The sequence below is a fragment of the Variovorax sp. WDL1 genome (assembly GCF_001541225.1).
Taxonomy (GTDB): domain Bacteria; phylum Pseudomonadota; class Gammaproteobacteria; order Burkholderiales; family Burkholderiaceae_C; genus Variovorax.
Genome location: NZ_LMTS01000238.1, coordinates 61,476 through 87,286 on the forward strand (window position 1 = coordinate 61,476; position 25,811 = coordinate 87,286).

General features: G+C 65.3%; 32 protein-coding genes and 1 pseudogene. 16 read left to right on the plus strand and 17 right to left on the minus strand.

The window, feature by feature from the left end; all coding sequences use genetic code 11:
* A partial coding sequence (locus APY03_RS44745) for an MDR family NADP-dependent oxidoreductase (protein WP_232324463.1) occupies positions 1 to 659 on the plus strand: 659 nt, incomplete at its 5' end.
* Here APY03_RS44745 and APY03_RS29285 read toward each other — a convergent pair.
* Both APY03_RS29285 and APY03_RS29290 read right to left on the minus strand, forming a co-directional pair.
* Positions 646 to 1,602, minus strand: a complete 957-nt coding sequence (locus APY03_RS29285) for a Bug family tripartite tricarboxylate transporter substrate binding protein (RefSeq protein ID WP_068682537.1) — start codon at positions 1,600 to 1,602, stop codon at positions 646 to 648. The genes APY03_RS44745 and APY03_RS29285 overlap by 14 nt on opposite strands.
* A gap of 44 nt (positions 1,603 to 1,646) precedes the next feature.
* Positions 1,647 to 2,882, minus strand: a complete 1,236-nt coding sequence (locus APY03_RS29290) for a CaiB/BaiF CoA transferase family protein (RefSeq protein ID WP_068682540.1) — start codon at positions 2,880 to 2,882, stop codon at positions 1,647 to 1,649.
* Positions 2,883 to 3,010: 128 nt separating this feature from the next.
* On the opposite strand from APY03_RS29290, the gene APY03_RS29295 reads away from it, so the two are divergent.
* Positions 3,011 to 4,129: an NAD(P)H-dependent flavin oxidoreductase gene (locus APY03_RS29295; protein WP_232081301.1), complete on the plus strand. Its 1,119-nt coding sequence runs from the start codon at positions 3,011 to 3,013 to the stop codon at positions 4,127 to 4,129.
* A 14-nt stretch (positions 4,130 to 4,143) separates the two neighbouring features.
* Here the strand turns inward: APY03_RS29295 and APY03_RS29300 are convergent, their stop codons facing one another.
* The gene (locus tag APY03_RS29300; protein WP_068682542.1) at positions 4,144 to 5,007 is read right to left on the minus strand and encodes a GntR family transcriptional regulator; all 864 of its coding nucleotides are present in this window, start codon (positions 5,005 to 5,007) and stop codon (positions 4,144 to 4,146) included.
* 85 nt (positions 5,008 to 5,092) lie between these two features.
* On the opposite strand from APY03_RS29300, the gene APY03_RS29305 reads away from it, so the two are divergent.
* From APY03_RS29305 to APY03_RS29340, 8 genes are all read left to right on the plus strand, one after another.
* Entirely contained in the window at positions 5,093 to 6,256 is a 1,164-nt protein-coding gene (locus tag APY03_RS29305) for an iron-containing alcohol dehydrogenase family protein (RefSeq protein ID WP_068682544.1), read from the plus strand.
* Positions 6,257 to 6,403: 147 nt separating this feature from the next.
* Positions 6,404 to 7,558 carry an LLM class flavin-dependent oxidoreductase gene (locus tag APY03_RS29310; RefSeq protein ID WP_068682546.1) on the plus strand — a complete coding sequence of 385 codons (1,155 nt, stop codon included), beginning with the start codon at positions 6,404 to 6,406 and terminating at the stop codon, positions 7,556 to 7,558.
* A 6-nt stretch (positions 7,559 to 7,564) separates the two neighbouring features.
* Positions 7,565 to 8,683 carry a flavin reductase gene (locus APY03_RS42810; RefSeq protein ID WP_068682548.1) on the plus strand — a complete coding sequence of 373 codons (1,119 nt, stop codon included), beginning with the start codon at positions 7,565 to 7,567 and terminating at the stop codon, positions 8,681 to 8,683.
* A gap of 20 nt (positions 8,684 to 8,703) precedes the next feature.
* Positions 8,704 to 9,552 carry an SDR family NAD(P)-dependent oxidoreductase gene (locus APY03_RS29320; RefSeq protein ID WP_068682550.1) on the plus strand — a complete coding sequence of 283 codons (849 nt, stop codon included), beginning with the start codon at positions 8,704 to 8,706 and terminating at the stop codon, positions 9,550 to 9,552.
* Positions 9,553 to 9,563: 11 nt separating this feature from the next.
* Positions 9,564 to 10,346 (plus strand): SDR family NAD(P)-dependent oxidoreductase, encoded by a 783-nt coding sequence (locus APY03_RS29325; protein ID WP_068682720.1) that lies wholly within the window; start codon positions 9,564 to 9,566, stop codon positions 10,344 to 10,346.
* A gap of 43 nt (positions 10,347 to 10,389) precedes the next feature.
* On the plus strand, positions 10,390 to 11,628 hold the full coding sequence (locus APY03_RS29330) for a CaiB/BaiF CoA transferase family protein (RefSeq protein ID WP_068682552.1): 1,239 nt from the start codon (positions 10,390 to 10,392) through the stop codon (positions 11,626 to 11,628).
* A gap of 12 nt (positions 11,629 to 11,640) precedes the next feature.
* Positions 11,641 to 12,255 carry a glutathione S-transferase gene (locus tag APY03_RS29335; protein WP_068682554.1) on the plus strand — a complete coding sequence of 205 codons (615 nt, stop codon included), beginning with the start codon at positions 11,641 to 11,643 and terminating at the stop codon, positions 12,253 to 12,255.
* Positions 12,256 to 12,284: 29 nt separating this feature from the next.
* Positions 12,285 to 12,590, plus strand: coding sequence for a hypothetical protein (locus APY03_RS29340; RefSeq protein ID WP_068682555.1), 306 nt, complete (start codon positions 12,285 to 12,287; stop codon positions 12,588 to 12,590).
* Between the two features lie 651 nt (positions 12,591 to 13,241).
* Here APY03_RS29340 and APY03_RS44750 read toward each other — a convergent pair.
* The 7 genes and pseudogenes from APY03_RS44750 to APY03_RS29365 all read right to left on the minus strand — a co-directional run bounded on the left by APY03_RS44750 (position 13,242) and on the right by APY03_RS29365 (position 15,901).
* Positions 13,242 to 13,700, minus strand: a complete 459-nt coding sequence (locus APY03_RS44750) for a hypothetical protein (protein WP_068682559.1) — start codon at positions 13,698 to 13,700, stop codon at positions 13,242 to 13,244.
* Positions 13,701 to 13,755: 55 nt separating this feature from the next.
* A pseudogene (locus APY03_RS45760) lies at positions 13,756 to 14,097 on the minus strand (DUF4238 domain-containing protein); the annotation flags it as partial.
* A 40-nt stretch (positions 14,098 to 14,137) separates the two neighbouring features.
* Positions 14,138 to 14,359, minus strand: coding sequence for a hypothetical protein (locus tag APY03_RS41890; RefSeq protein ID WP_146039359.1), 222 nt, complete (start codon positions 14,357 to 14,359; stop codon positions 14,138 to 14,140).
* The gene (locus APY03_RS29350) at positions 14,301 to 14,666 is read right to left on the minus strand and encodes a hypothetical protein (protein WP_068682561.1); all 366 of its coding nucleotides are present in this window, start codon (positions 14,664 to 14,666) and stop codon (positions 14,301 to 14,303) included. Before APY03_RS29350 ends, APY03_RS41890 begins: the two co-directional genes overlap by 59 nt.
* Complete coding sequence (locus APY03_RS29355; protein ID WP_068682563.1) at positions 14,666 to 15,034, minus strand: DUF2513 domain-containing protein; 369 nt, start codon at positions 15,032 to 15,034, stop codon at positions 14,666 to 14,668. The genes APY03_RS29350 and APY03_RS29355 overlap by 1 nt, the downstream gene beginning before the upstream one ends.
* Positions 15,035 to 15,047: 13 nt before the next feature.
* Positions 15,048 to 15,650 carry a hypothetical protein gene (locus APY03_RS29360; RefSeq protein WP_068682565.1) on the minus strand — a complete coding sequence of 201 codons (603 nt, stop codon included), beginning with the start codon at positions 15,648 to 15,650 and terminating at the stop codon, positions 15,048 to 15,050.
* 5 nt (positions 15,651 to 15,655) lie between these two features.
* Positions 15,656 to 15,901, minus strand: coding sequence for a hypothetical protein (locus APY03_RS29365; RefSeq protein WP_083944645.1), 246 nt, complete (start codon positions 15,899 to 15,901; stop codon positions 15,656 to 15,658).
* Between the two features lie 120 nt (positions 15,902 to 16,021).
* Between APY03_RS29365 and APY03_RS29370 the strand changes: the two genes are divergently transcribed.
* Complete coding sequence (locus APY03_RS29370) at positions 16,022 to 16,264, plus strand: hypothetical protein (RefSeq protein ID WP_146039360.1); 243 nt, start codon at positions 16,022 to 16,024, stop codon at positions 16,262 to 16,264.
* 35 nt (positions 16,265 to 16,299) lie between these two features.
* Here APY03_RS29370 and APY03_RS41895 read toward each other — a convergent pair whose 3' ends face one another.
* From APY03_RS41895 to APY03_RS29400, 6 genes are all read right to left on the minus strand, one after another.
* On the minus strand, positions 16,300 to 16,893 hold the full coding sequence (locus APY03_RS41895) for a hypothetical protein (protein ID WP_146039361.1): 594 nt from the start codon (positions 16,891 to 16,893) through the stop codon (positions 16,300 to 16,302).
* Between the two features lie 27 nt (positions 16,894 to 16,920).
* Positions 16,921 to 17,199 (minus strand): hypothetical protein, encoded by a 279-nt coding sequence (locus tag APY03_RS29380; protein WP_068682573.1) that lies wholly within the window; start codon positions 17,197 to 17,199, stop codon positions 16,921 to 16,923.
* Between the two features lie 3 nt (positions 17,200 to 17,202).
* Complete coding sequence (locus APY03_RS29385) at positions 17,203 to 17,436, minus strand: hypothetical protein (RefSeq protein WP_068682575.1); 234 nt, start codon at positions 17,434 to 17,436, stop codon at positions 17,203 to 17,205.
* 45 nt (positions 17,437 to 17,481) lie between these two features.
* The gene (locus APY03_RS29390) at positions 17,482 to 17,946 is read right to left on the minus strand and encodes a hypothetical protein (RefSeq protein WP_068682577.1); all 465 of its coding nucleotides are present in this window, start codon (positions 17,944 to 17,946) and stop codon (positions 17,482 to 17,484) included.
* Positions 17,943 to 18,839 (minus strand): hypothetical protein, encoded by an 897-nt coding sequence (locus APY03_RS29395; protein ID WP_068682579.1) that lies wholly within the window; start codon positions 18,837 to 18,839, stop codon positions 17,943 to 17,945. The genes APY03_RS29390 and APY03_RS29395 overlap by 4 nt, the downstream gene beginning before the upstream one ends.
* A 323-nt stretch (positions 18,840 to 19,162) precedes the next feature.
* Positions 19,163 to 20,650, minus strand: a complete 1,488-nt coding sequence (locus APY03_RS29400) for a recombinase family protein (protein WP_068682581.1) — start codon at positions 20,648 to 20,650, stop codon at positions 19,163 to 19,165.
* 230 nt (positions 20,651 to 20,880) lie between these two features.
* Between APY03_RS29400 and APY03_RS29405 the strand changes: the two genes are divergently transcribed.
* From APY03_RS29405 to APY03_RS29425, 5 genes are all read left to right on the plus strand, one after another.
* Positions 20,881 to 21,156 (plus strand): hypothetical protein, encoded by a 276-nt coding sequence (locus APY03_RS29405; RefSeq protein ID WP_068682583.1) that lies wholly within the window; start codon positions 20,881 to 20,883, stop codon positions 21,154 to 21,156.
* A gap of 93 nt (positions 21,157 to 21,249) precedes the next feature.
* The gene (locus tag APY03_RS29410) at positions 21,250 to 21,669 is read left to right on the plus strand and encodes a hypothetical protein (RefSeq protein ID WP_068682585.1); all 420 of its coding nucleotides are present in this window, start codon (positions 21,250 to 21,252) and stop codon (positions 21,667 to 21,669) included.
* A gap of 95 nt (positions 21,670 to 21,764) precedes the next feature.
* Positions 21,765 to 23,333 (plus strand): recombinase family protein, encoded by a 1,569-nt coding sequence (locus APY03_RS29415; protein WP_068682587.1) that lies wholly within the window; start codon positions 21,765 to 21,767, stop codon positions 23,331 to 23,333.
* Complete coding sequence (locus APY03_RS29420) at positions 23,330 to 24,220, plus strand: ParB/RepB/Spo0J family partition protein (protein WP_068682589.1); 891 nt, start codon at positions 23,330 to 23,332, stop codon at positions 24,218 to 24,220. The genes APY03_RS29415 and APY03_RS29420 overlap by 4 nt, the downstream gene beginning before the upstream one ends.
* Before the next feature lie 5 nt (positions 24,221 to 24,225).
* The gene (locus tag APY03_RS29425) at positions 24,226 to 25,104 is read left to right on the plus strand and encodes a plasmid partitioning protein RepB C-terminal domain-containing protein (protein WP_068682722.1); all 879 of its coding nucleotides are present in this window, start codon (positions 24,226 to 24,228) and stop codon (positions 25,102 to 25,104) included.
* 397 nt (positions 25,105 to 25,501) lie between these two features.
* Here the strand turns inward: APY03_RS29425 and APY03_RS29430 are convergent, their stop codons facing one another.
* Complete coding sequence (locus APY03_RS29430; protein ID WP_068682591.1) at positions 25,502 to 25,783, minus strand: HNH endonuclease; 282 nt, start codon at positions 25,781 to 25,783, stop codon at positions 25,502 to 25,504.
* Between the last annotated feature and the right edge of the window lie 28 nt (positions 25,784 to 25,811).

Consider the following 25,811-nt stretch of genomic DNA (forward strand, 5'->3'; position numbering starts at 1 on the left):
TGGGCACCTCCGGCCTTGCAGCCTACATCGGGCTGCTCGAGCATGGCCGTCCCGAGCGCGGCGAGACGGTGGTGGTGAGCGCCGCCGCCGGCGCCGTGGGTTCGGTGGTGGGGCAGATCGCCCGGCTCCAGGGGTGCCGTGTCGTGGGCATCGCCGGAGGTGCGGAGAAGCGGCGCGCCGCGGTCGAGGAATTCGGCTTCGACGCCTGCGCGGACCACCGTGACCCCGAGCTGGCACAGGCCCTCGCGCACGCCTGCCCCGATGGCGTCGACGTGAGCTTCGAGAATGCCGGCGGTGCGTCGCGTGACGCGGTGTGGCCCCTCATGGCGCGTGGCGGACGCATCGTGGTGTGCGGCCTCATCTCCGAATACAACGAGCCGCAGGCCACGGGCCCAGGCTGGTACCGGCTACTGACCCAGCGCCTGACGATTCGCGGCTACATCACCTCGGACCACTTGCACTTGCGCGGCGCATTCGAGCGCGACATGGCACGCTGGTGGTCCGAGGGGCGCATCCGCATGCGCGAGGACGTGAGCCAGGGGCTGGCCAGCGCGCCCGCCGCCTTCATCGGGATGCTGCAGGGGCACAACCGCGGCAAGGTGCTGGTCTCGCTGGCTGCGGACCACGGGGATGCGGGCGCCGGCCTCACTCCGGCTTGATGCCCTGTTCGGTGATGACCTTCTTCCACATGGCGGCGTCTTCGCGGATCTGCCGGTCGAGCACCTCAGGCTTGCCGGGCGTGGCCACCAGGTTGGAAGCCTTGAACTTCTGAAGCACTGCCGGGTCGGCGAGCACCTTGTTGAGCGCTTCGTTGTAGGTCTTCGCGATGGCCGGCGGCGTGCGGGCGGGCAGCAGCATCGCGTACCAACCGTCCGTGACGAAGCCCTGGTAACCCATTTCCTTGACGGTCGGGGCATCCGGGAGCTCGGGCAGGCGCTGCAGGCTGGTCACCGCCAGCAACTTCATCCGTCCGGCGCGCACCAGCGGTTCGCAGAACGCGATGGTCGACAGCGTGAAGTCGACATGGCCGGCCGTCACGTCCGATTGGCCGAGCGACGGGTTCTTGTAGTGAACCATCCGGATGTCCACGCCGCTCTGCTGCTTCAGGCGCTCCAGCATCAGGTGTTGCGGCGTCCCGATGCCGATGGACGCAAAGGTGAGCGAGCGGCCCTGGCTGCGCGCCAGGTCGAGAACCTCCTTGAGGTTGGAGCCGGGCAGGGATGGCGTGGCAACCAGCGCATAGGGCGTGGTCGCGATGATGCCCACCGCCTGGAAACTGGCCACCGGATCGAAGGGCAGGCTGGGGTGCAGCGCGCCCGCGATGGGATGGACGTTGAAGGTCACGAGTGCCGTGTTGCCGTCGGGTGCCGCCTTGGCCACGTGGTCCGCGGCAATGTTGTAGGAGGCGCCGGGCTTGTTCTCCACGATGATGGTTCGGCCCATCACGCGGCCCATGTGGTCGGCCAGCAGGCGGGTGAGGATGTCGGTCCCGCCGCCGGGCGCGCTGCCGGTGACGAACTTCGTGACCTGCTGTGCGCGCGCGCCGGTCGTTCCCAGGAAGGCCAGCAGGGCGGCAGTGGCGGTTCGGCGATTGCATGTCATGTCGACCTCGGCAGTTGTGGGCAAATGGTTCCGGCTCGGCGGCTCTAGCACGCGGGGCTCGCGGGCGGCTGCCGGGTGATGCCATCCTTCAGCATCTGCTCGATCTGCGACTCGCTGTACCCGACGTCGCGCAGTATCTCGGCGCTCTGTTCTCCCTGCAGGGGCGGGGGACGGTAGTTCGCCGGCGGAGTGCCGTGCCATTCGCTGGGAACCGCCATCTCCCGGATCTTGCCCACGTGCGGATGGTCGACTTCCGAGAAGAAGCCGATGTCATGCAGATGGGGGTCGTCCAGCAGGCTTTCGAAGGTGTTCATGGGAAACACCGGGATGTCGGCCGAGGCCAGCGCCTCCTGCCATTGCGCCGTTGTGCGCAGGACGAGCTGGTCGCGCACGAACGCGTTGAGCTCTTCGCTGTGCGCCGTGCGCGTGGTCATGGTGGTCAGTCGCGGGTCCGTGCCCCACAGGTGGCCCATGCCGACCACCTCCAGGAACGCCTTCCAGTGATGGTCGTGGTAGATGGCGCAGCACACCCAGGCATCCTTGGTGCGGTACGGCTGACGGGCCTTGGCCAGCAGGCGGGGATAGCCGAAGTCGCCCTGGGGCGGCAGGAATTTCTGGCCATAGAGATGGTCGCCGAGCACGTAGGGAACCATGGTCTCGAACATGGGCACGTCCACCTGCTGGCCCTTGCCGGTCCGGTCGCGGCTGTACAGCGCGGCGAGCACGATGCCGAAGGCGTAAAGGCCAACGGAGCGATCGGCGATGTTCACGGGCACGTAGTGCGGCTCGTCGTCGGTGTTGGCGGCAACGGCCCACGGCAGGGCGGTGGCGGCCTGGATCAGGTCGTCGAAAGCGGGCGAGCGGGCATAGCGGCCGCGCTGCGAGAAGCCGACCATGCTCACGTAGATGATCCGGTCGTTGACCTCGGCCACGTCCTGGTAGGTCAGGCGCAGGCGCTTCATCCCATCGGGACGGACATTGGTCGTGAGCACGTCCGCGTCCTTCGCCAGCCGCAGGAAGGCCTCTCGGCCAGCGGGCTGTGCCAGGTCCAGCACGATGCTGCGCTTGTTGCGATTGGCGGCAAGGAAGACAGGGCCCATGCCCGCGTCTCCCTGGGGCCCGATCTTCCTGGTCGCGTCGCCCACGGCGGTCTCGACCTTGATGACGTCCGCCCCCAGGTCGGCGAGCATCTGCGTGGCGGACGGCCCCATCAGGACGGCGGTGAGATCGACGATCTTCAGGCCCGAGAGCGGGCCGGTGAGTGGCTTGTCTTGCAGCATTCTTGGAGACCAGTTTTCAATCCGGTGTGCTTAATGTACCATTATCGGAACTTCCGGGCGAGATGTTCAGTCCCGGACTTTTCCGGGCGGCCTCGCGCCGTCTTCCATGCCCTTCCAAAGGAGTCGAAGTGACCCAGAACGCCATGTGCAGCATGTTCAACATCGAGATCCCGGTCTTCGGGTTTTCCCACTGCCGCAACGTCGTGGCCGAGATCACCAAGGCAGGTGGATTGGGCTGTCTCGGAACGGCTTACTACACCCCTCAGGAGCTCGAGTGGGAGCTCAAGTGGATCGACGAGGAGGTGGGCGACAAGCCTTATGGCGTCAACCTGCTGTTGCCGCAGAAGTACGAAACCGTGGGCGAGGCGTCCCTCGATCCGGCCCGTCTTTCGCCCGACCATGTGAAGTGGCAGCGTGATCTGCTCGATGCGGCGGGCATTCCTCCACTTCCGGCCGCGGAGCGGGAGGAGCTGATGCAGGCCGAGCTGGGCCGCCTGCACATGACGCCCGAATTTGCAGGCGAGCTGCTCGATGTCGCCTTGCGGCACCCCAACGTGAAACTGGTCGTGAGTGCGCTCGGCTCGCCGCCGCGTCCCATCCTCGAGCGCCTGCACGCGCAGGGCATCAAGGTCGGCGCCATGACGGGCAAGGTCGAACACGCCCTCAAGCACAAGGAGGCCGGGCTCGACCTCGTGATCGCCCAGGGAACGGAAGCGGCCGGCCATACCGGCGTGGTGAGCTCGATGGTCCTCTGGCCGGAGGTCGTGGACGCGGTCGCGCCCATGCCGGTCCTGGCGGCCGGCGGCATCGGCCGGGGCCGCCAGATGGTCGCTGCGTTTGCACTGGGTGCGCAGGGCATCTGGTGCGGCTCGATCTGGCACGGCACCCGTGAGAGCGACCTGACCGACGAGATGAAACAGTTGCTGTTCAAGGCCCGATCGGGTGACGCCGTGCAGACGCGGTCGAAGACCGGCAAGCCCGGGCGCATGCTGCGCAGCAAGTACACCGAGGCATGGTTGCAGCCCGATGCGCCCAAGCCCCTGCCCATGCCCTGGCAAAGCGTGCTGAATGTCGAGGCTCGCCTGCGCATCGACCGTGCGCGCGCGCTGGACTACATGACGTGCCCGGTCGGCCAGATCGTGGGAACCATCAACCACGAAAGCTCGGTTCGCCAGGTGATCTATGACATCCTCGACGAGTTCGCCGACACGATGGAAGGGCTGGGCGAAAGGTCCGGCCTGGTCTGAGAAGGTGGGCGGGCTCAACCGCCACGGCCACCTGGGCGGGTCGCCGGTGCGCCGTGCATGAGGGGCCTCGGGTCGCTCGTGCGGTCCGCCTGGCCGGGTGCCACTGCCAGTGCGTAGCTGACGTCACGCTCGACCGCGAAGCGGTCCGCGCGATAGACGAGCACCCCGAGGTAGACCAACTGGCGATTGGGCGCGAAGAAGGCCCGCATCACGTGTGCCACCGGGCTGCCGACCGCCACCTGCAGATGGGTTGCGTCCTCATAGGTCGCCACCGAGATCGAGGTGCGCTCGATGGCGGACGTGAGCGGCGGCCGGGCGTTGTCGCGCACCAGGCGGCTCAGCTTGATGGTGTGCTCGCTGCCGGAAGGAAAGCGCTGGTACAGCGACAAGGCCACATAGTTGTCCGACACCGTGTAGGGCGTGCCGTTCAGGCCATCGATCTTGCGGATGCGAACGTACTTTCCGGCGGGCGTGCCCAGACCGGCGAACTGCGTTGGCAACTGGTCGAACTCCTGGTGGGAGAGCACCTTGATCGAATAGCTGTTGCCGTCGCCCTCGCCGTCCATCGAGCCGGTGGAAGAGAACAGCGGGGCGTCGACACTGGCGGGATCGAAGGTCACGCATGTGCGGCGGCCGCGCTGGCTCGACAGGAGGCCTTCCTCCACCAGGATCTGGATTGCCTGGCGGACGGTGACCCGTGCCACCGCGAACTCGTCGACCAGTTGCTCGAGCGTGGGAATCTCGTCCCCGGGCTTCCACAGCCCCGTGACGATGCGGTCGCGCAGGATGCCCGCGAGCTGCGCGTACAGGGTGATCGGCCCGGCTCGCAGCGGGGCGTGGTTCATGCTTGCGGGGGCATAGGCGGCTGCGAGTGACATCCGGGTCTCCTGCGGGTTGTCTAGAAAGACTAATGACAATCTTATAGCACTAGCCTAGACTCGGCACGTTCTTTCCAGCACCAGCATGACGGGCTTCCAGCATCACACTGCCGAGTTGAGGCTTCACTGTGGCGAACGGGCCCTGGAGGCGTTGCCGCGCGAGCTCGACCGCCTGGCATGCCGCCGGGCCATCGTCTTTTGCGGCACCACGCTGAGCCAGCCGGGCGGCGCGTTGGACCGGGTCGCGCAAGCGCTGGGCGACCGCCTGGCCGAGGTCTTCCGGGGGGTGCTCGGGCACAGCCCGGTCGCCAGCGTGGAGGAGGGCGCAGCGCGCATCGCGAACGCAAGGGCTGACGCGGTGGTCGCGCTGGGGGGTGGCTCGGCCATCGTGACGGCACGCGCTGCGAGCGTCCTCGCCGCGGAAGGAGGCCGTGTGAGCGACCTGGCCAGCCGCATCGACGGCGACGGCCGGATGCGCAGTCCGCGGCTCGGCAAGCCGAAGCTGCCCCAGTTCGTCTTGCCGACCACGCCCACCACGGCTTGCGTGAAGGCCGGTAGCGCGGTCCAGGGCGCCGACGGCGACCGCCTTGCGTTGTTCGATCCGAAGACACGCGCAAAGGCGGTGTTCATCGATCACGCCTTGCTCGCCACGGCGCCTGCGGCCTTGGTCTGCTCCGCTGCCTTGAACGCACTGGCCATGGCGGTGGAAGGCTTGGAGTCGCAAGACAGCGACCCCTTGTCCGATGCCTTGCTGATGCATGCACTGCGGCTGCTGGCGCAGGATTTGCCGGCAATGCGCGATGAGCCGCACGACGCATCGCGGCGGGCGCGACTCGTGCTGGCGGCCGTCCTGTGCGGGCAGGGCACCGACCAGGCCGGAGGGGGGCTCGCTTCGGTGCTGGGCCACGCCATCGGCCACCGCAGCCAAGTGCCCAATGGCATCGTCAACGCCATCGTGCTGCCGCACACCATGCGGTTCAACCTTCCGGCAACGCACGAGCGCTTGTGGAAGGTACGGGCCAGCCTCCCGCCATCGACCGGCGCGGAGCCGACGACGAAGGTGATCGAAGCGCTTGAAAGCCTGTTCGTCGGCCTGGGCCTGCCACGGCACTTGCGCGACACGGGCCTGCAGCACGCCGACTTCGACGGGGTTGTCGCCGATGCCGGCGCCGACCACTTCCTGCAGCGCAATCCGCGTCGGGTTGAAGGCCCGGCGCAGCTGCGTGCGCTGCTGGAAGCGTGCTGGTGAGCCGGCCCGAGGATGTCTCTCCTGGATCTTTCGAATTCAAACAAGTACTATTGACAGATCTTTAAGACCATTGTCCACTCGACCCTGCCAGGTCAATTCGCTTTGCCTTGCGACCATCGTCATTCCGAAGTCCAGACAGGAGACCCAATGTCACAGATTCCCCTCCAGCACGGCGTGTTCCTCGCCCCCTACCATCCGAACGAGGAAAGCCCCACCACGTGGCTGCGCCGCGACATCGAGCTGGCACAGCATCTGGACAAACTGGGGTTCGCCGAGCTGTGGGTGGGTGAGCATCACTCGGGCGGCTTCGAGATCATTGCGTCTCCTGACCTGTTCATTGCGGCGGCTGCCGAGGTCACGCGCCGCATCCGCTTCGGCACCGGTGTGATGACGCTGCCGTATCACAACCCCCTCGTGGTCGCCAACCGGATCGCGCAGCTCGATCACCAGACGATGGGCCGCGTGTCCTTCGGCTTCGGTCCCGGGTTGTTGATGTCCGATGCGCTGATGATGGGCATCGATCCGGAGAAGACGCGCGACATGCTGCTCGAGGCGATCGACGTGATCGTCCGGCTGCTGCGCGGCGAGTCCGTGACTGCCAGGACCGACTGGTTCAACCTCGTCGAGGCGCGCGCCCACCTGCTGCCGTACTCGCAGCCGCTGGAGATGGCCGTCGCCAGCGCCGGAACGCCCTCCGGCGGACGCGCCGCCGGAAAGTTCGGCATGTCCATGTTGTGCGTTGCCGCGTCCCAGGTGGGTGCATTCGACGTGCTGGCAAGCAACTGGAAGATCGCCAACGAGGTGGCTGCCCAGTACGGCAACACCATGGACCCGGCCAAGCTGCGCCTGGTTGCGCCGGTACACATTGCCGAGACACGCGAGAAGGCGCTCGAGAACGTCCGCCACGGCCTCGACCGCTGGGTGCGCTACTACGACATGGCCTCGCCCAACCCCTTCCCGAAGGATGGCCGGGATCCGGTCGATATCCTGATCGATTCCGGCCGTGCCGTCATCGGAACGCCCGAGGACGCCATCGCCATGATCGAGCGGCTGCGCGGCAAGCAGGGTCAGTTCGGCGTGTTCCTGGCGCAGCACGTGGACTGGGCCGACTGGGACCAGACCATGAAGTCCTTCGAGCTCTATGCGCGCTACGTCATGCCGCACTTCAGTGGCGCCAATGCCAATCGCATCGCCACCTACAACGTGATGGCCGAACGGGTCGAGGAGTTCAAGGCCCTGCGGCGCGGCGCAGCCGACAAGGCCTTCGCACAGCACGAGGCGGCCCCGCGCAAGGTCGGTTGAGCATCCATGAGCGCCGTTGCAAGCACTGGAGATGCCGGCACGGTCACCGAGTTCAGCTCGGTCGACTTCCGTCGCTGCCTGGGTGAGTTCATCACCGGCGTCACCGTCATCACGACCGTGGGGCCGGACGGGCGCCGCTACGGGCTGACCGCCAACTCCTTCAGCTCGGTCTCGCTGGACCCGCCGCTGATCCTGTGGAGCCTGAGGCTCAACGCGTCGAACTTCCCGATCTACAGCACCGCCGACCATTTCGTGGTCAACATCCTCGCGGAAGACCAGATCGTGCTGTCGCAGCGCTTCGCCAAGTCGGCGGCCGACCAGTTCGACGGCGTGGCGTTCACGCCAAGCGCGGACGGCGTGCCGCTGCTCGAGGGCTGCGTCGCGCAGATGGAGTGCCGTCGCGAGGCGACGTATCCGGGCGGCGATCATGTCGTTTTCCTCGGGCGCGTCCTGCGCATCCGCAATCATGGGCGCCAGCCGCTGGCGCTTCGCAGCGGGAAGTACATGGTGGTCCACGCGCACGAGCCGGTGGCGCCGGGGGCCGTCGACGAGGCCAACGTCGCGACGCTGTCGGCGATCCATGCAGCGCGTCCCTTGACGGATGAGCTCGGCCGTGAAACCGATCGCACGGTCGGCATCTCGGTATGGGGCAACCTGGGCCCCACCATGATCTGGTGGCGCGAGTCGAGCCGGCCGCTGCGCACCAGCGTGCGCTGCGGGCTGGTGGTCTCCCTGCTTGGCTCGTCGACGGGCGCGCTGTTCGCGGCGTACGCGCCGCGCGAGGTGACCGGGCCGTACCTCGACCAGGAACTGGAGCAGCAGGAGCCGGGCGACGAACGGCGCTTTCGCACCCGCGACGATGTCGAGAACTACCTGCGCGAGGTGCGCGCCCGCGGCGTCGGCACCATCACCGATGCCATGACGCCTGGCGTGAACGAACACCCGGTGACGGCAGTGGCCGCACCGGTGTTCGATGCCAAGGGCGCCATCGTCCTCGCCATCGCCATGCTCGGCGACGCGAAGGAGTTTCGCGTCGACGATTGCGCTGTCGAGCGGCTGCGCGCCGTGGCGGCGGGCCTCTCCATGCGCCTTGGCTACAAGGCCGAATACCAGCGGCATCGCTGACCCGATCGAAGGAACAACACATGGACTATGGACTTGCAGGCCGCGTCATCGCGGTCACCGGGGGCGCTTCGGGCATTGGCCTGGCGGTCGCGCGAGAGGCGCTTCGGCAGGGCGCGCGCGTCGCGCTGCTGGACAGCTCCACGCAACAGATCGACGCCGCATTGACGGAACTCAAGGCCATGCCTGGCGCCGCGGTCGTCGCCCGCGCCGTGGATGTTCGGGACAAGGCCGGCTGCGAGGCCGCCGTCGATGCCATCGAGCGCGAGTTCGGGCCGATCGACGGCCTGGCTGCGTGCGCCGGCGTCTCGCGCCCCGAGCCGGCCGAGCAGATGGCGGAGGAGACGTGGGACCTGGTGATCGACATCAACCTCAGCGGAGTCTTCCACAGCGTTCGCCCGGTGGGTCGGCGCATGCTGGCGCGCGGCCGCGGCGCGATCGTGACGATCGCATCGACCGACGCGCTGGGCGGCCATGCAGGGCGCTCGCACTATGCCGCGTCCAAGCACGGCGTCGTGGGGCTGACGCGCTCTCTGGCCATCGAATGGGGCCGCCACGGCGTGCGCGTCAACGCGGTGGCGCCGGGCGTGGTGGATACGCCCTTGTTGCGCAAGGTGGCGCCGCCCGAACACGTGCAGAACGCGATGGTGGATCGCGTCCCGCTGGGGCGCTTCTCGCGCGCCGACGAGCAGGCCCACGCCACCTTGTTCCTCTTGTCCGACGGTGCGTCCTACATCAACGGCTCGACGCTGGCGGTGGACGGCGGGCTCACCGCAGGCTACTTCACGCGCTGGCACGGCGCCGACCTGGGCTCCAAGGCCATGCTGGAAGAAGGCGTGTATGGGCCACCCGCCAGCCCGTCCGTGGCTTGAAGGAATCGATGATGCCGAGTGAACCAACCAGGCGCGTTGCGTTGCTGACCGGCGGCACCGGCGGCCTCGCGCACGCCACGGCCGAGCTTTTCGCCGCCGACGGCATGACCGTGGTCATCGCCGACCTCGACCCGGTGCGGGCGCACAAGGTGGCCGAATCGCTGCCGGGCTCCGGACATCGGGGCATCGGGATGGACGTCAGCGACGAGGCCTCCGTGCGTTCGGCGTTCGATGGGGTCGAGCGCGACCTGGGGCCGGTCGGCGTGCTGGGCTGCTTCGCCGGGCTCCTGAGCACAGGGGCCGTGCCCGGCCGCGTTCTGCTGACGGATCTCTCGCTGCACGAGTGGGAGGGGGTCAACGCCGTCAATGCGCGCGGCACCTTCCTGTGCATCCGCGAGATGGCACGACGCCGCGCAGCCGTCCCGGTGGCGCATGGGCGGATCATCACCATCGCCTCGCTGGCCGGACAGCAGGGCGGCCTGGCCGCAGGCGCCGCCTACAGCGCCTCCAAGGGCGCGGTGCTCGCATTGACAAAGGTTTGCGCGCGCGAGCTCGCCAGCCAGGCCATCACCGTGAACGCCATTGCGCCCGGTCCGATCGACACCCAGATGCTGCGGTCGACCGTGCCGGCCGAGCGTGCCGGCGAGAAGTACGAGCATGTCCAGGGCATTCCGCTGGGCCGCGTCGGGCTGCCGCGCGAGATTGCCGCGGCCGTTGCCTGGCTCGCCTCGGTCGACGCCGGCTACATCACCGGGGCCACCATCGATGTGAACGGCGGCCTGTACATGCGCTGAAGCAGCAGCGACCCGAGACACACATACACAGACAAGGACCTTCATGGAATTCTCCGGACCTCTGGCGGGCGTGCGTGTGGTGGACATCACGGCGGTGCTCATGGGCCCGTCCGCCACCCAGATGCTCGCGGACCTGGGCGCCGACGTGGTGAAGATCGAACCCCCGGCCGGCGATGCCACGCGCAAGATCGGACCCGCGGGCGACGAGCGCATGGGACCGATCTACCTGGGCCTGAACCGAAACAAGCGCAGCCTCGTGCTGAACCTGAAGACGCCTGAAGGCCTGGAGGTCCTGCGCAAACTCGTGGCAAAGGCGGACGTGCTGACCTACAACGTCCGGCCAGCGGCGATGGAGCGATTGGGCCTGACCTACGAGGCCCTGAGCGCGCTCAACCCGCGCCTCATCTACGTGGGCATGTTCGGCTTTTCGCAGCGCGGCCGGTACGCGCCGTCACCCGCGTTCGACGACCTCATCCAGGCCGCGACTGCGATGCCCAGCGCCATGGCGCCCAGCGTGGACGGGACGCCGCGCTTCATTCCCATCAACCTGGCCGACCGGTCCGTCGGCCTCTACGCCTTCGGCGTGATCGCGTCGGCCTTGTACGCACGCGAGAAGACCGGCCGCGGCCAGCGGGTCGACGTGCCCATGTTCGAGACGATGGTGCCCTATGTGCTCGGCGACCATCTCTATGGAGAGAAGTTCGTCCCGGCCCGGGGCGACTTTGGCTACCCGCGCCTGCTGTCGCCGGCACGCCGGCCCTTTCGCACCTTGGACGCCCATGTGTGCTGCGTCATCTACCAGGACCACCACTGGAAGGCGTTCCTGGAGATCCTGGGCATGGGAGACATGTACGAGACGGATCCCCGGCTGGCCAACATCACGACGCGCACGCAGCACGCCGATGAACTCAATGCGTTCGTCGAGCAGCACCTTGCACTCAAGAGCACTGCGCAGTGGCGCGAGTTGCTCAAGTCCGCCGATATCCCGGTGTTCCCGGTCCATACCTTCGAGACCCTGCTCGACGATCCGCACCTCAAGGACATCGGCTTTTTCCGCGAGCAGGACGTGCCATCCCTCGGCGTGATCCGCGAGACGGCGGTCCCGAGCGAATGGCATGGAACACCGCCCTCGAACTACCGGCCGCCGCCGGCGCTTGGCGAGCACAGCGCCGAGATCCTTCGCGAGCTCGGATACGGCGAAGACGACATCGAGGCGCTGGCCGGGCAGGGCGTGACGCGTGCCGGCATGCCTTATCCCAGGAGCGAAGCCGAGCCGATCTGAGCGGCGCCCGATATGCAGCTGTTCGATTCGACGAGCTCCCCCTTTGTGCGCAAGGTCAATATCGTGGTCCACGAGCTGGACCTGGAGAGTCGCGTCGAGCGGCTGGCGCAGGACGCCCATCCCGTCCGGCGCGACGGCAACCTGGTGCGCTTCAACCCCCTGGGCCAGGTGCCTGCGCTCATCCTGGATGACGGCAGCGTGCTGAGCGACAGCCGTGTGATCTGTGAATACCTGGATCGCCTTGGCGAAGGCCGCATCTTTCCGCGAGAGGGGCCTGCGCGCTGGGAGGCACTGACCTGGCAGTCCCTCGCGGATGGCCTGCTGGACGCGGCGGTCCTCATGCGCTATGAAGCCAATGCGCGCCCTGCGCAGTACCGGTGGGAGGGCTGGGAGGCCGCGCAGTGGGCCAAGGTCGAGTCGGTCCTGCAGTCCCTGGAGCGTGCTGCTCCTTCGCTCGGCGAGCGATTGGACATCGGCACGCTCAGCGTTGCCTGCGCACTCGGCTACCTGGACTTCCGCTTTCCGGAACGGGCATGGCGCCCGCAGCGCAGCGCGCTTGCCGAATGGTTCGCCCGGATGTCGACGCATCCCTCGATCCAGGCGACCCGGCCTCGCCCACGAAACTGACCACCCCGTCAAAGATCCACCTGATCCCCATGGAAATACATTGGACCGACGGTACGCTGTCCCTGCAATCGCCGGACGATTTCAAGGCGTTCAAGGTCGTCATTCACGGGGCATCGGACGTGAAGGACCGCGTCTTGCAGGACTTCGCCGGCACGGCACGTTTTGAAGGCGATCAAGCCTGCTGGGTGTCCCAGCGCGGCTTGCGGGCGCTGGCCGGACCGCTGGCGACGCCGCAGTGGCTGGCGAACCTCGACATCATGGTGTCGAAGGCCCGGCCCCATGGCTGGATCGACGGCCCGACGGGGGACATCCGCGCTCATGTGGTGCGGGGTTGAAGAGGCTGGGATTGATTTGATCCACCATGGACCGCCCCCTTCGGGGGACAGATCGGTGATCAGGGATAGATGGATCGATGGATCAGTGGAGCGGGTGAAGGGAATCTAATACCATCTTGGAGCCCGCAGCAGATGTAGAAGGTTCGGTTAGATCGGCGGATTACGCCCCCACGTACGCCCCCAAATCGGTCAGAACTGTGCTGTGCAGGGCCTCCAAACGTGTAGGGGCTGCTCCAGGTCAAAGGGCTATGCAGTGCTGCTTTCGGGCAAAGATGCCCGCTATGGCCCGATCTGGCGCCTTGCTGGGCCGGTTGCTGGCAGCTCCGGCGACTTCACCCTCCTGACACTCAGCGTCGAGCCCCAGGGTCCGTGCGCGTGCTGCCGCGCTCTGCTTGGCGTTGCTGCTGCTTGCGCAGCACCTCGTCGGCCAAGGTGCGCGCGCCGGAAAGATCGCGGGGTCGCCTGCTATCAGCGTCTTGCGTGTCCGGCGTGACTGGGCTTTTGCACGAGCCCTTGCGGGCGTGCGTTCAAGCCTGCCCGCGCTGTGATGGTATTACCCACGCTTGCCGCGCGTCACTGCGGGCCCGGATTCAAGCCGGCGCGGGCAGCGCCCCAGGCAGGGCGTGCGGGCGGCGCGGCGGACCTGCTGGATCAGGGCAACGCGTGCAGGTGCCTGCGCACGAACCGGACATGCCGATCATCGGATGCATAGACGTACCGCGCGGCGGCGGTCACAGTGTGCATGTTCACGGTCCGCGGGAACTGCGCGTCGCTGATCTTGCGGATGTTGTCCCAGGTGTTGGCCTCGCCGGAGTAGAGGAACGCGCAGCGCGGCGACAACGGCACGACGAGCAGGAACGCCGCATCGAGCGCACCGACGTACAACAAGGGATGGTCCCCGATCATCAGGTCGAACCTGCAGCCGGGCGTCAGCGTGCGAGTCGCCCAACTCCCCTTGGTCACTTGGGCCAGCAGGTTTTCTGACTGGATCAGGTGCGGCAGCACGCCCACAGCGACCTCGGCATAAGCCTCGGGCCAGTGCTTGTCGATCCACTGCCGCGTCGTGGTGGTCGGGTCGTATTGACGGCCGAACTCGGGATCTTCGTCCAATTGCTCGCCCGAGGATCGCGCGGGCTCTTTGGTGCAACACGGTCATGATCCTCGGCACGCGCACGAGCAGCGAAACGATGAACTGCGCCCAGTATCTGCGCTGCGCGGCGCCCAATGATCTGATGCCGCCGGCCAGGATCGCGCGGTGCACTGCGGCGGCTGGGTCATCGACGTACGGACCCATGAACTCGCGCTCAACGGTGGTATCCATCTGTCCGCCCGGCTTCGGGGTCGAGTACAGGTGCCGAGCGAAACCAACTTGGTTGGCCGTGGCGCGCTTATGCACGAACTCGCCCCTCAGGCTCTGCTGCAGCGTCAGCATGTTGTCGTGCCCGCTGTGCCATTGGCGCAGCAGAAACTGGGGGACGTAGTGCTGACGGGTGTAAGGCTGTCCCATGCGCTACGGGGTTCAGGCTCGGCCCGCCTGCCGACTCTCTTTACGCGCGTCCAGCACCCGCCTGAATGCGCTTCGTCAGGTCCGGGGACAGCTTGGCCTCGACATCGATGCCGACTGACGTGCTGACAGTGCCGCGCATTGTCTCCAGCGGGGCGTCCTGGACGTAATCGGCGATGTAGCCCAGCCACGCGGTGCCGGTCAATTCAATACCGTAGTTCGCCTTCTGCGCGTGGTCGAGTCGAGTGGGCACGTCGGCCAGCATGCCTGAGACATCCTGATGCGAACCGCCGCCCCTTGCCCTTGCCGATGACCCAGCCGACGGCAGAGATCGTGATGGGGCGATCGGCGAGGTTGGTGACATCGAAATTCACGAACTGCATGCGTGATGTCCCGTCGCCGCGAATCAGCTCATAGACGCCAACGCGCACCTTGAGGCGCACGCGCCGGGCATCCAGCACCAGCCACAGCGAGATGCCGACGGCGGCGAGCGTGCCGAAGCCGGCGACCCATGTGCCTACGGCGTTCGCGATCTGAATCCATTGATCGAAGGTGATGCTGCTAGCCGGCATCAATTTTCTAGCAGGGCAGCTATGGCGATCTTGCCTAGGCCTGCAAGCGAATCGAATCCGATTGCAACGCCGCGCGCCTTCGCGACTTCTTTCATCTTGTCCCACACTGTCTGCGAGCGGATGCTGTCGAGCAGGTCAGCGCCTGCCATCGTCAGTTCGGGCGACAGCAGCGCATCGTCGCCGTTGGTCGGCGCGCGAATGCCCTTCAGGTAGCCGTGATCTTCCAACATGAAGGCGTGGACCGCTCGAATCGCCTCGGGGTCATCGCTCGCAATGGGCGCGCGGTACTCGAAATTGAAGGCTTTCTCTCGCGTCATCGACTCCACTTCGAGGAGAACGGATCGCATCGTGTCCCAGTCGCGCTTCATCGGATCGTCTCCGTCAGGCAGGTAGAGACGGCGGCTCGGCCGCGTCGACCTTCGGCGGGTCATGCCGCTTGTCCCGAAGCAACTCACCGCGCTCGTCCAAGTATGCGTCGAATTGAGCCGAAGCTCCCTGGATTGCGGCGGCGACCTTGCCCATCGAATCAGGTGTTAGCTGGACGTATTCCTGCCGCATGCCCCCGCGCTTGATGTGCAGCCGGGTGTACGTGTAGCCCTTGGCATCGCTGCTCAACCAGTCGGCGTGCACGACGAGATTGCGCAGCACCGACACAGCCTTCAGCCGGGCAATGAGACCTTGAAAGGACGGCACCGGCCCCTCGACCGTGGCGTGCAGGTCCTCACACAGCCGTTCATACACATCGACCTTCTGACCGTAGGGCATGCCGTGAATCACCAGCAGGCCGACCGAGTCGGTCCGGTCGTTGATTGCCTCACAGATCGCGCTGTCGATCGACTTTTCCAGCGCGTTGAACAGCAGGACGACCATGCCGATCAGCGGCAGCGTCTCAAACAGCACCGCTCCTTCGACATCATCGTCGTCCCCGAAGTCATGCCCGAGGTACTGTTGAAAATCGGCGAACCGCTTTTTCAGTATGTCCATGTGGGTCACCCGACCGGCGCAGCGTCTTCGTCCTCGCCCGCTGCGCGCGGGCCGTGCTGCTCGTCCGGCACCTGCCTGACCAGGGCGATGCAGCCAGCATTGAAGGCTTCCATCCACGACACGAACGACTCGGCGCTCGATTCCATATCGACCCAGACGCTGGCGTCCTCGGTCGACTCGTGCAGGACCCAGAAGAAGCGACCGGGATCAGGCTCGTCGACCCAGACGGACAGGTGGCGAAGGTGAGACATGGAATTTTTGGCCTTGCTGAGATTTGCGCGAATGTCGCACATTTGAGTCTCGACTGTACTGTATGTTTGACCAGTACTATGAGGGTGCGAATGAAGCGGCGGTTTCGATGCGGCGTCGAGTTGAGCGACCGCGAGTTCGGCGAGCAGCCATGGGTCGGCGGCATGTTGGAACTCAGCGGCGGCGCGCTGTACCTGGGCACCAACGGCAAGGCGAGTAAGCCTGAGCCGCTGGTGCTCTACAGGCCGGCCATTCGGGCGTGCTTCAGTGACACGATCAGCTTCTTGGGCTTTGAGCGAAACGGCGAGGCGTTGCACTTGCAGGGCTGGTACTGCGAGACACGCGGAGCAACCGAAGGCAAATAAGTAATTGGGGCTGGAAAGGCGGAAGCGACGCAGGGTCAATCGGGCATGTAGTTGCGCCCCTTCGGCATCGGCCAGCGCACACCGGCACCACGGTCGAGCAGTTCGTGCACCGCGTCACCGGCAGTACTTTCTTGCCCCTGCAGCAGGTCCGCGACAGCTCGGATCGCAGGCCAGTATTCGCGCACGAAAGTGTCGGCCATCCGGTGCCCGGCGTCGATCAGCTCAGGGCGCTCGACAGGAAGCAGGTCGGCCACTTCCAGGGCTTGCCGATGGTCGTCGGCGCCGCCGCCAAGCATCACATCGACGGCAGCCGTGTGCTTCTGTCGTGCTTCGGCGTACGAGCCAGCCAAAAGGACCGCGAATTCTGCTAGCAAGTCGTGCCGGGACAGCTTCCAGCCGGAATCGACCATCCCTCGCGCCATATGTGGTTGCACCCGACGCGACATCTCAGTCAGGCCGTGGTGCATACATTGACGCCCTTGGCGATCGATGATGATTCTTCTGCCCGCGCGCGCATCTGCCAGCGTACGGAGGTGGATGGCGTAGACGCGCTCCCCCAGTACCCAGCCGACGACCGCGTGCCCGGCTTCATGGTGGCGCACGTAACCGGGGAAGTCGTTTGCGGGCATCAGCCGATCGTACTGCGGCCGGGTCCCTCATCTCACGCGGCGGACGATGCGCAGCGGCAGACCCATGCCCGGCCGGTCATCGGGCAGCAGGTCGGTGACATCCAGACCGCGCTCGGCCATGACCAAGGCCAGCCGCTCGCTGAAGTGCTCCATGGCCTTGCATTCGAGCTGGCGCGCGCGCGGAGCAGAAACGCCCAATGCCCGCGCCACCTCCACCAGGGAGCAGGCGCGCTGCGACTCGTCCCCTTGCCGTGCCAGTCGAGCCGTAGCGCCGAGGTCGGGAAAATCAGGATGCCGGCGCAGCATGGGCTACCCCTTCCCCTTGGCGACATAGGAGCCCGGCACGTCGCCGATGCGCCCAGCCAGCCGGTCGGCCAGGGCGATGAGGCGATCTTCCCGGCTGCCCTCGCCCGCGGCGGTGAGCAGTGCCCCGGTGCTGGTGGCGTCCGCGCGCAGCAGGGCGACGAGGATCGCGAGCCGCGCATCATCCCTGCGTTGCTCCGGTCGCAGGAGTGCAGCAAGGGTGGTGCCGAGCGTCATCATTGCACCGGCCCCTTCGGCTTCGCGCGTTCGCGCACGATCATGGCTTCACCGGCTTGCGAGAGTTGCGCGCGCCGACGCAACTGCGGCAGTTGCCAGCAGGCACAGAGCGTGGCTGGATAGCTTCCTGGTGCCGGTCGCCGACGCACCGGCGGCTCGTGCCGGCTGGTGCGCTGGCGTCGCGCCGCGCGCAAGGTCTTCCAACCTGTCGAGGCGTTCATCGCGCACTTTGAGCTTGGCGGTGAGGGCCGCGCCGACTGCATCACCGATTACATTGATGTCGGTCCGCGTCAAGGTCATGCGGGCAGGCGCATCAGCGCACTTGGCACTCAGGCTAGGCGGCGGCTTCACGGCACCGCTGGCCAGCATGACCGCGATGTCGGGTCTGCTTGCTGCTACTCGCACGCGCTCGACGCCGCCCGGAGGCTGCACGATGAAGCCTCCACCTTTGCCGTCGCGTTGGATGCTGGATGCATCGAGCGCGTTGCCGTCGCGGCGCAAGTAGGCGGTCATGGCTGCTCCATTGCGACGGGCAGGCGCCGAGGACGTGCAGCGCGCCGGCTGCCCGAGAGTGGAAGCAGGTTCGTCGACCTATCAGTTGGCGCGTTCGCGAAGGCGTCCAGCGTTGCGATGAGTGTGCGCACCATCAGGTCCTCGCGCGTGCCTTTGGGCAGGGTTGGCTCGATGTTCTTCAGCGTTGCGGAGAACCTGGCCATTGTGCCGCGCGCCATTGCGAGCGCCTCGTCGCGTTGGCGCTGGGTGAGGTCCGCCGCAGCGCGGGCTGGCCGCTCAACTGCTTCGCGTCCTCGCGCCTCTTCTTCAGCGCGCTGGCGCGCGCTCATCTCGTCGAAGATGCTCAGGAACTGGCCGGCATCCGTGACCGGTTTGAGGTTGCTTTGGGGAGGCGACGGAGTTGCGTTCGGGTTCTCGAAGAAACCGCACGTGTCAGGGTCGATGATTGAAACGGTAGGCATAGGATTCCCTTCGTGCATGGAGATAGGGGAGGTGGGCTGTCGGGCGGACTTCGCCTGCGGCTTGCACTTGCGCCGAGTCGGTGCCAACTCGCCTGGCGCGGTTCTGGTGCTGTCAGGCTCCAACTGATCGGTATCAGCAGGCAGCGCGTCCTGCATCCCCGTTTCTCTGCCGCTGACCAGTCGCCAGACGGCGCAGGCCGCCTTCGGATCGGTGAGTTTCGCGAGGTCCTGGCGCGCCTCCAACTCGCTAAGGCGGGCGCCAAGGTCAATGAAAAATTCCTGGTCGAACAACTCAGGTCGCTCGCCGTCCTCGCGTTCATATCTGTCGTCGTGCTCGCGACCCTTACGCGAGTAGTTGGCCAACCTGCGGCGCACCTCGTCCGGGCCATAGAAGAGGGCCAGGCGCTCACGGGATTCGAGGCGTTGGGGCATGTGTCTTTCGAAGGCACTGCGTCAATGCAGCAGGTTGCGCTATTCTGAAACGCAATACGCACTTTGCCAAGGGCATCGATTTTGTAATAAACCCCCGGCGCGAGGATCAGAGGTGCTGACCGCTGAGCGCGCGGCTATGGTGAGCTGCAACTGTGCTGGGATCGCATGCCTGCTCACGCGCCAGGGCGCTGAGGTGATGCCGGTGAACGACGCAGCACTGTTGGGGAACTTAACCCTAAGCGCATGCGCTGGCCGAGGACACCGCTCCAGCCAGACCGCCGACCGGCGCCGCCACCTTCCACGTCAGCGAAGCACAAGCCGCATCATCGCGCCAGTCTGACTCGCAATGCCTGTATGAGTTCTACCGCCCCGGCAATAGGCTCAAGGTACGGAGGTAGTTCTTCATCGAGCCATGGCGCCGTTTCCCGATATTCCGTCGGGTTGAGAAGTACGAACCGGATTGCGCTGGCTCTATCATCCATTTGGGCGAGCAGCACTAGGTGCGCAACAGGCCGTCGCGACTTCAGGACATGCCACCGCTGAACGCCTCGATAAGTTCGCGGCCAAAGCAACTGCAGCCGTAGCTTCACCATCCCTGCGAACACGAGTACCCGGCTTCGGGGGTGGACACGGCAGTCCATTCCGACCTGCTGCAGCAGCCCCGCGATGTCGGATGTCATCCGGTCGCCGACCTTTCTGCCGACCAGCTTTCTTCGCTCATGGAGTGCGCGGACCGCACCCGAGTCGCGGCCAGCCAACTCCAGTGCTCGTGACACGGATCCGAATGCATTGGTATAGGCCTTCTTCGAATGCAGTCCCAACGCTTCGAGATCGAGGGCGTTTAACTCGGGGTGCTCGGCCAGCCGCTCACGAAGAATTTGGAGCAACTGTTCCTTGTCACGACGAAGCCTTCGACGGGCCCAGAGCTTGGCCTGCACCCGCATCCAGAGATCGGTCGGTACTACCGGCTCAATGACGTTATCCGCGCGCGTGACGGGGCGCTTATTCCTGCCGAGGCCTCCGATGTAGCGCTCGCTGCCCCAAACAAAGTTGCCGGCGAGCGCCTCGCAGCGCAACAGTCGATCTACCATGGACTCTGTGAACGGTCGCCCATCCTGTGCGACCTTCCCCAGTGCGCGCAACTGACGAGCGACGCCCCTGATCGTGGTGTTCGTGTCTGCGTACATGCTGAAGATGCTCCGGGTCAGCTCTACCTCTGCTGGCGGACCGGGCTGCCATGCGATCCGCTCACCCTGCAAGGATTTTGATTGCCCGCGGGTAAGCGGCCGCCTGTTCCCGTCTCGATCAACGGCCATGCGAGTCAGGCCAATGCAGGGAAGTGGTCCCATCTGGTAACCGAGGTGAACAGCGCGGTCCTGGCCGGCGCGGGTTTTCACGCCCAGTTCACGTGCGTACTCGGCCGCCATGGCGCGCTTGAGCGTCTTCAGCAGCGCGGTCATCGGCTCATCGTCCGAGCCAAAGACCTCCTGCACGTAGATCACCTTGGCGCCGTGCAGCCGACAGGTGTACTCGTAGTACGCGGCCGCGTCGATGTCTTGGAAGCGCCCCCAGCGGCTAACGTCGTAGACTAGAACCAGATCGAAGGGGCGGGGCTCGTCCATCACCTCCCTCAGAAGGCGCTTCATGCCCTCCCGGTTCGAGATCTGCAATCCGCTCTTGGCGGCGTCCTCATAGACTCGAACCACCTCGATGTGGTTCGCCTCGGCATAGCCCTTTATCGCAAGCAGTTGCGTGCCAATGGACAGTTCTTGCCGGTCAGATGACATGCGAACGTATGCTGCGGCGCGCATAACTTCTCCTCGCGAACCGAGGTTTGCACCCCTAACTGCTCGATCGCAACCCGCGCAACGTAGGCGCAGCAAGCGTGGTCCCCGCCGACCGCGGGACAGCAGACAAGCGCCAGCCGGCTCATGCAGTTCGAGTCCGACCGCATTCCGTCGATGCCCGCAGGGCAGGCTACCCGGCAGAATCGTGGACCAGACATACCTCTGTTGAACCGGACTTTTGAAGGACCCCCAGCATGCCGGCAACACCCGATGAGATCAAGATGCTAGTTGACGCCTTCGAAGCGGCGCACCCTCGCATGGCGCGCGCGATGGCGGATCTGCTGCTGCGCGGCAACGTCATTCTCGAGGAGCACTCACTGCTTGACGGGTCCGTGGGGGATGGCTTTGAGGCTTTCGTCTTCAAAGTGCTCGAGGAGCACGGCGTCGAGAAAGATCAGTTCGCGGCAACATTGATCGCACTTGGGCGGCTTCGTGAAACCATCGACCACCTCGATCAAATTCCACCCTAAGCGCTAACCCCACAGGGCGCACATCCTGCGCTCCTACCACTCGTTTGCCATTGCCGTAGAACACACAACTTCGTCTTTGCGTCGAGGTGTCCCATGGCGACTCGCTGGTGCTCGTCCTGCGGGCAGGCTTTCGTGCCGGCCCCTCAAGTGCCGCGCCAGATGTACTGCGCGCTACCGGACTGCCAGCGTGAACGACGACGCCTGTGGCAGATCGCCAAGCGAAGGAGCGACCCGGACTACCTGGCAAACCAGGCCCGCGCGCAAAAAGCATGGTCTGAGCGCAATCCAGGGTACTGGCGCGCCTACCGCAATACCAACCCTGAATACGCCAACGAAAACCGAACGCAGCAGCGCGCCCGGAACCGCAAGCGAATCATTGCAAAGATGGACTCGTGCTCGCCGTCGCTTCGTGCGGGAATCTATGAGTTGCGGCTCCTGCAGGCCGACCCCGGAATTGCAAAGAAGGACGTGTGGGTCGTCAGCCTGAGGGTGTTGCCGCCCTCCGGCCCCTGAGCCCTTCTGATTGCAAAGAGAGGACTTGTTCGAACTGTCGGCGACTTGCTGCTACCTTCCACCACACCCAACTGATCTCAAAACACTTGGCAGCCATGTCGATCGATCAAGGACTCGAACGCTGCGGTGGCGAGGCCCCGGCACCATGCCGGGCAGCCGAGTACGTTCGGATGTCGACCGAGCATCAGCAGTATTCGACGCTCAACCAGTCCGACAAGATTCGCGAGTACGCCCAGCGCCGCGGCATCCTGATCGTCAAGACCTATGCCGATGAAGGCAGAAGCGGCCTTCGCATCGATGGCCGGCTGGGCTTGCAGCAACTGATCCACGACGTGCAGTCCGGCGCCGCCGATTTCAGCGTCGTGCTGGTCTATGACGTGAGCCGTTGGGGGCGCTTTCAGGATGCCGACGAGAGCGCGTACTACGAATACATCTGCCGGCGCGCGGGAATACAGGTGGCCTACTGCGCTGAGCAGTTTGAGAATGACGGCTCCCCTGTCTCGACAATCGTCAAGGGGGTCAAGCGGGCGATGGCCGGGGAATACAGCCGTGAGCTCTCCGTCAAGGTCTTTGCCGGCCAGTGCCGACAGGTGGAACTGGGATTTCGACAGGGCGGCGTAGCCGGATTCGGCCTGCGGCGCCTGCTCATCGATCAGAACGGGTCCGTCAAATCCCAGTTGGACCGCGGAGAGCAGAAGAGCTTGCAGACCGATCGAGTGGTCCTGACGCCGGGCCCCCAGCCCGAGGTCGACATGGTGCTCCAGGTCTATCGCTGGTTCATAGACAATGACATGAGTGAGGCTACCATCGCTGTAAAGCTCAACACGGCCGGCATCAGGACCCCGACAGGACGGGAATGGAGCCGGGCGGCCGTGCATGAGATTCTGACCAACGAAAAGTACATCGGAAACAACGTCTACAACCGCACCTCCTTCAAGCTCAAGAAGGTTCATGTCTTCAACACGCCGGACATGTGGATCAGGAAGGACGGGGCGTTCGAAGGCATCGTTCCACGCGACCTCTTCTTCACGGTCCAGGGCATCATCCGTGCGCGAGCGAGGCGCTTCAGCGACGAAGAGCTGATCGAGCGCCTGCGGCGCCTGTTGGAGCGCCGGGGGTTCCTTTCCGGCCTGGTCATCAACGAGACAGATGACATGCCGTCATCGTCGGTATACGCGCTGCGGTTCGGCAGCTTGCTGCGGGCGTACCAGCTTGTGGGCTTCACGCCAGGGAGGGACTATCGCTACCTGGAGATCAACCGCCACCTGCGGCAACTGCACCCGCGGATCGTGGCCGAAACCACGGCGCAGGTCGCGGCGCTGGGTGGCCAGATCCTTGTGGACCCGGCCACGGACCTGCTGGACGTGAACCAGGAGTTCCGTGCATCGATCGTGCTCTCGAGATGCCGGTCAAGCGAATACGGGCGGCGACACTGGAGGGTGCGTTTGGACACCAGCCTGCGGCCGGACATCACCATCGTAGTCAGACTTCAACCCGAGAACAGGGCGACACTGGACTACTACCTGCTACCCCATCTGCAGTTCGGCGCCAGCGCGCTCAGCTTGGCGGAACAGAATGCGATTGAACTGGAGAGCTTTCACTTCGACTCGTTGGACTACTTCTACGGCATGGCGGAGCGATTCCGCCTCAGGAGAGCGGCATGACTGCAGGCGGCCAGCCGGAGCTGCGGATGATCCCCGTTTCCCGCATTGAGGTGCTGAATCCTCGGGATCGCAACCAGCAGGTCTTCGACGAGATCGTCGAGAACATCCAGAACATCGGCCTGAAGAAGCCCATCACGGTGACCCCGAGGATCGGAGACGACGGCGCGGAGAAGTACCTGCTAGTGTGTGGCGAGGGCCGCGTCAAAGCATACCGCAAGCTCGGTGAGGAACGCATTCCGGCGTTGGTGGTCACCGCCAGCGATGACGACGCCTTCCTCATGAGCTTGGCAGAGAACATCGCCCGGAGGCGCTACAAGCCTCTTGAACTGCTCTCAGGAATCGCGCAACTTCGCGACAAGGGGTACAAGGCCCGGGAAATCGCCCAGAAGGTCGGGCTGGGGGTGAGCTACGTTGAAGACGTCCTGACGCTGCTGAACTGCGGTGAGGAGCGCCTGCTGTCGGCGGTCTGCTCCGGCGCCATCCCGATGAGGGCAGCCATCACAATCGCCGGCGCGGGTGATGACAACAAGGCCATACAAGCCGCACTCCACGATGCTTACGAGAGCGGCCAGCTGCGAGGCCATCAGCTGATGAACGCGCGGCGTCTGGTCCTGCGGCGCCAGTCCGCGGGAAAAGGTCTAAGAAGGGCCCCGTCGTCGTCTCCGAACGCCGCCATCACGTCCTCGAGCCTGGTGCGGGCCTATCAGAAGGAGGTGCAGCGTCAACGCTTTCTGGTGCGCCGGGCGACGGTCGCGCAGCAGCGCTTGGCCTTCGTGATTGGCGCGCTTCGCCAGTTGGCGGCGGACGAGAACTTCTGCAATCTCCTGCGCGCCGAGGGCCTTGACACGGTTCCAAAGTACCTGGCGGACCACATCGTCCGGGGGTGAGTGACGTGGCCGTCTCGCTCGCGTTCATCCCCAAGCCGTTGGTGCTTCCGATCGATCGGATCCTTCCTTCCAAGATTTGGCCGGATGCCGTTCTTGAGACAAAGAAGTTCAAGCTGATCCTTGCCTCGATCCGAGAGGTGGATCTTATCGAGCCGCTCGCCGTGGGCGCTGTCGACAGAAAAACCGGCCATCATCTTCTGCTGGACGGGCACCTGAGGCTGCTGGTGCTCAGGGAACTGAAACGCACGGAGGTGCCCTGCCTGGTAGCCTCGGACGACGAGAGCTACACCTACAACAATCGTGTCAACCGCCTCTCGACGATCCAGGAGCACTACATGATCCGCCGCGCACTGGAGCGCGGCGTGGCGCCCGAGCGGCTAGCCAGTGCGCTGTGCGTGGACACAGCCCATCTCATGAGGAAAGCCAACCTGCTCAACGGCATCTGCGCCGAGGCGGCGGAACTTCTGAAGGAGCGGCAATTCTCCACTGAGGTATCCAGTGCCTTGCGCCAGATGAAGCCCACACGTCAGATCGAGTGCGTCGAACTAATGATCGCTGCGAACACCTTGACGGTGCCCTATGCGCAAGCGCTGTTGATGGCCACCTCTGCCGAGATGCTGGTAGCTGGCCGGCGGCGCCGGCTCGAAAAAGCCGTCAGCCAGGAACAGGTCGACCGCATGGAGCACGAGATGGCCAACCTGCAGGACCAATACAAGCTCGCAGAACAGACGTACGGGGAGGACGTTCTCAATCTCGTAGTGGCCCGTGGGTACATTAGCAAGCTGATCGACAACCCCCAGGTGATGCGCTATCTGCGCAGGTACCACGAGGAGGTTCTGGAGCAGTTCCAGAACATTGTCCAGTCGGTTTCCATGGAGGGGTAGGGCGTTGAGTAGCCGCTTTGAGTAGCCGCTTCATGTATCGGTATCGGCGCGGTCCGATAACGAGCCCTCGGGCCCGTCCTGGCGTTGACGCGTCGCAACCAAGCCTGATTCGTGAGCGGTTGGCGCCGGTCAGAGGTCATTGATTGGCAGGATCGAAGCTCACAGGCGCAGGTGAATTTTCTTGTAGATCGCCTTTTTTGATGAAAGAAAAAATCTGTGAGCCAGCAATGCAGGGTTTCACCCGGGTCGCGGCTGACCGAATCGCCCGCCCGCCCTCGGCAGCTCTCGGCCCCCTGGGTGCTGCCGGGCTCGCGCGGACAGTCGGGGCACGAGCGGCACGGCACCGGGAAGGCACCGTGCCGGGCCATAGGCGTGCCGTTGTCATCGGGTGAAGGGGTCATGGCTTCCAGCCCTGATAGCGCGCCTGCGCCTGTTCTGCAGTGATGCGTGCGTGGCAGTCGATGTGCAGTGCACGCAGGTTGGTCATCTGGTTCGTGCCGCCCTGATACAGGGGCACGATGTGATCCACCTCGGCCGTTGCAGACGTGAGCTTGAGGGGTTGGCCTGCCTGACACAGCGGGCACTGGCACAGGTAGCCATCACGCTCCAGCACACGGCGGCGCAGGTACTGCAGGGCCTTGCCCCTGATGCGCTGCTCGACTTGTGCAGGGCCTGGCACTGCAGCAACGGCAACGAGGCACGAAGCA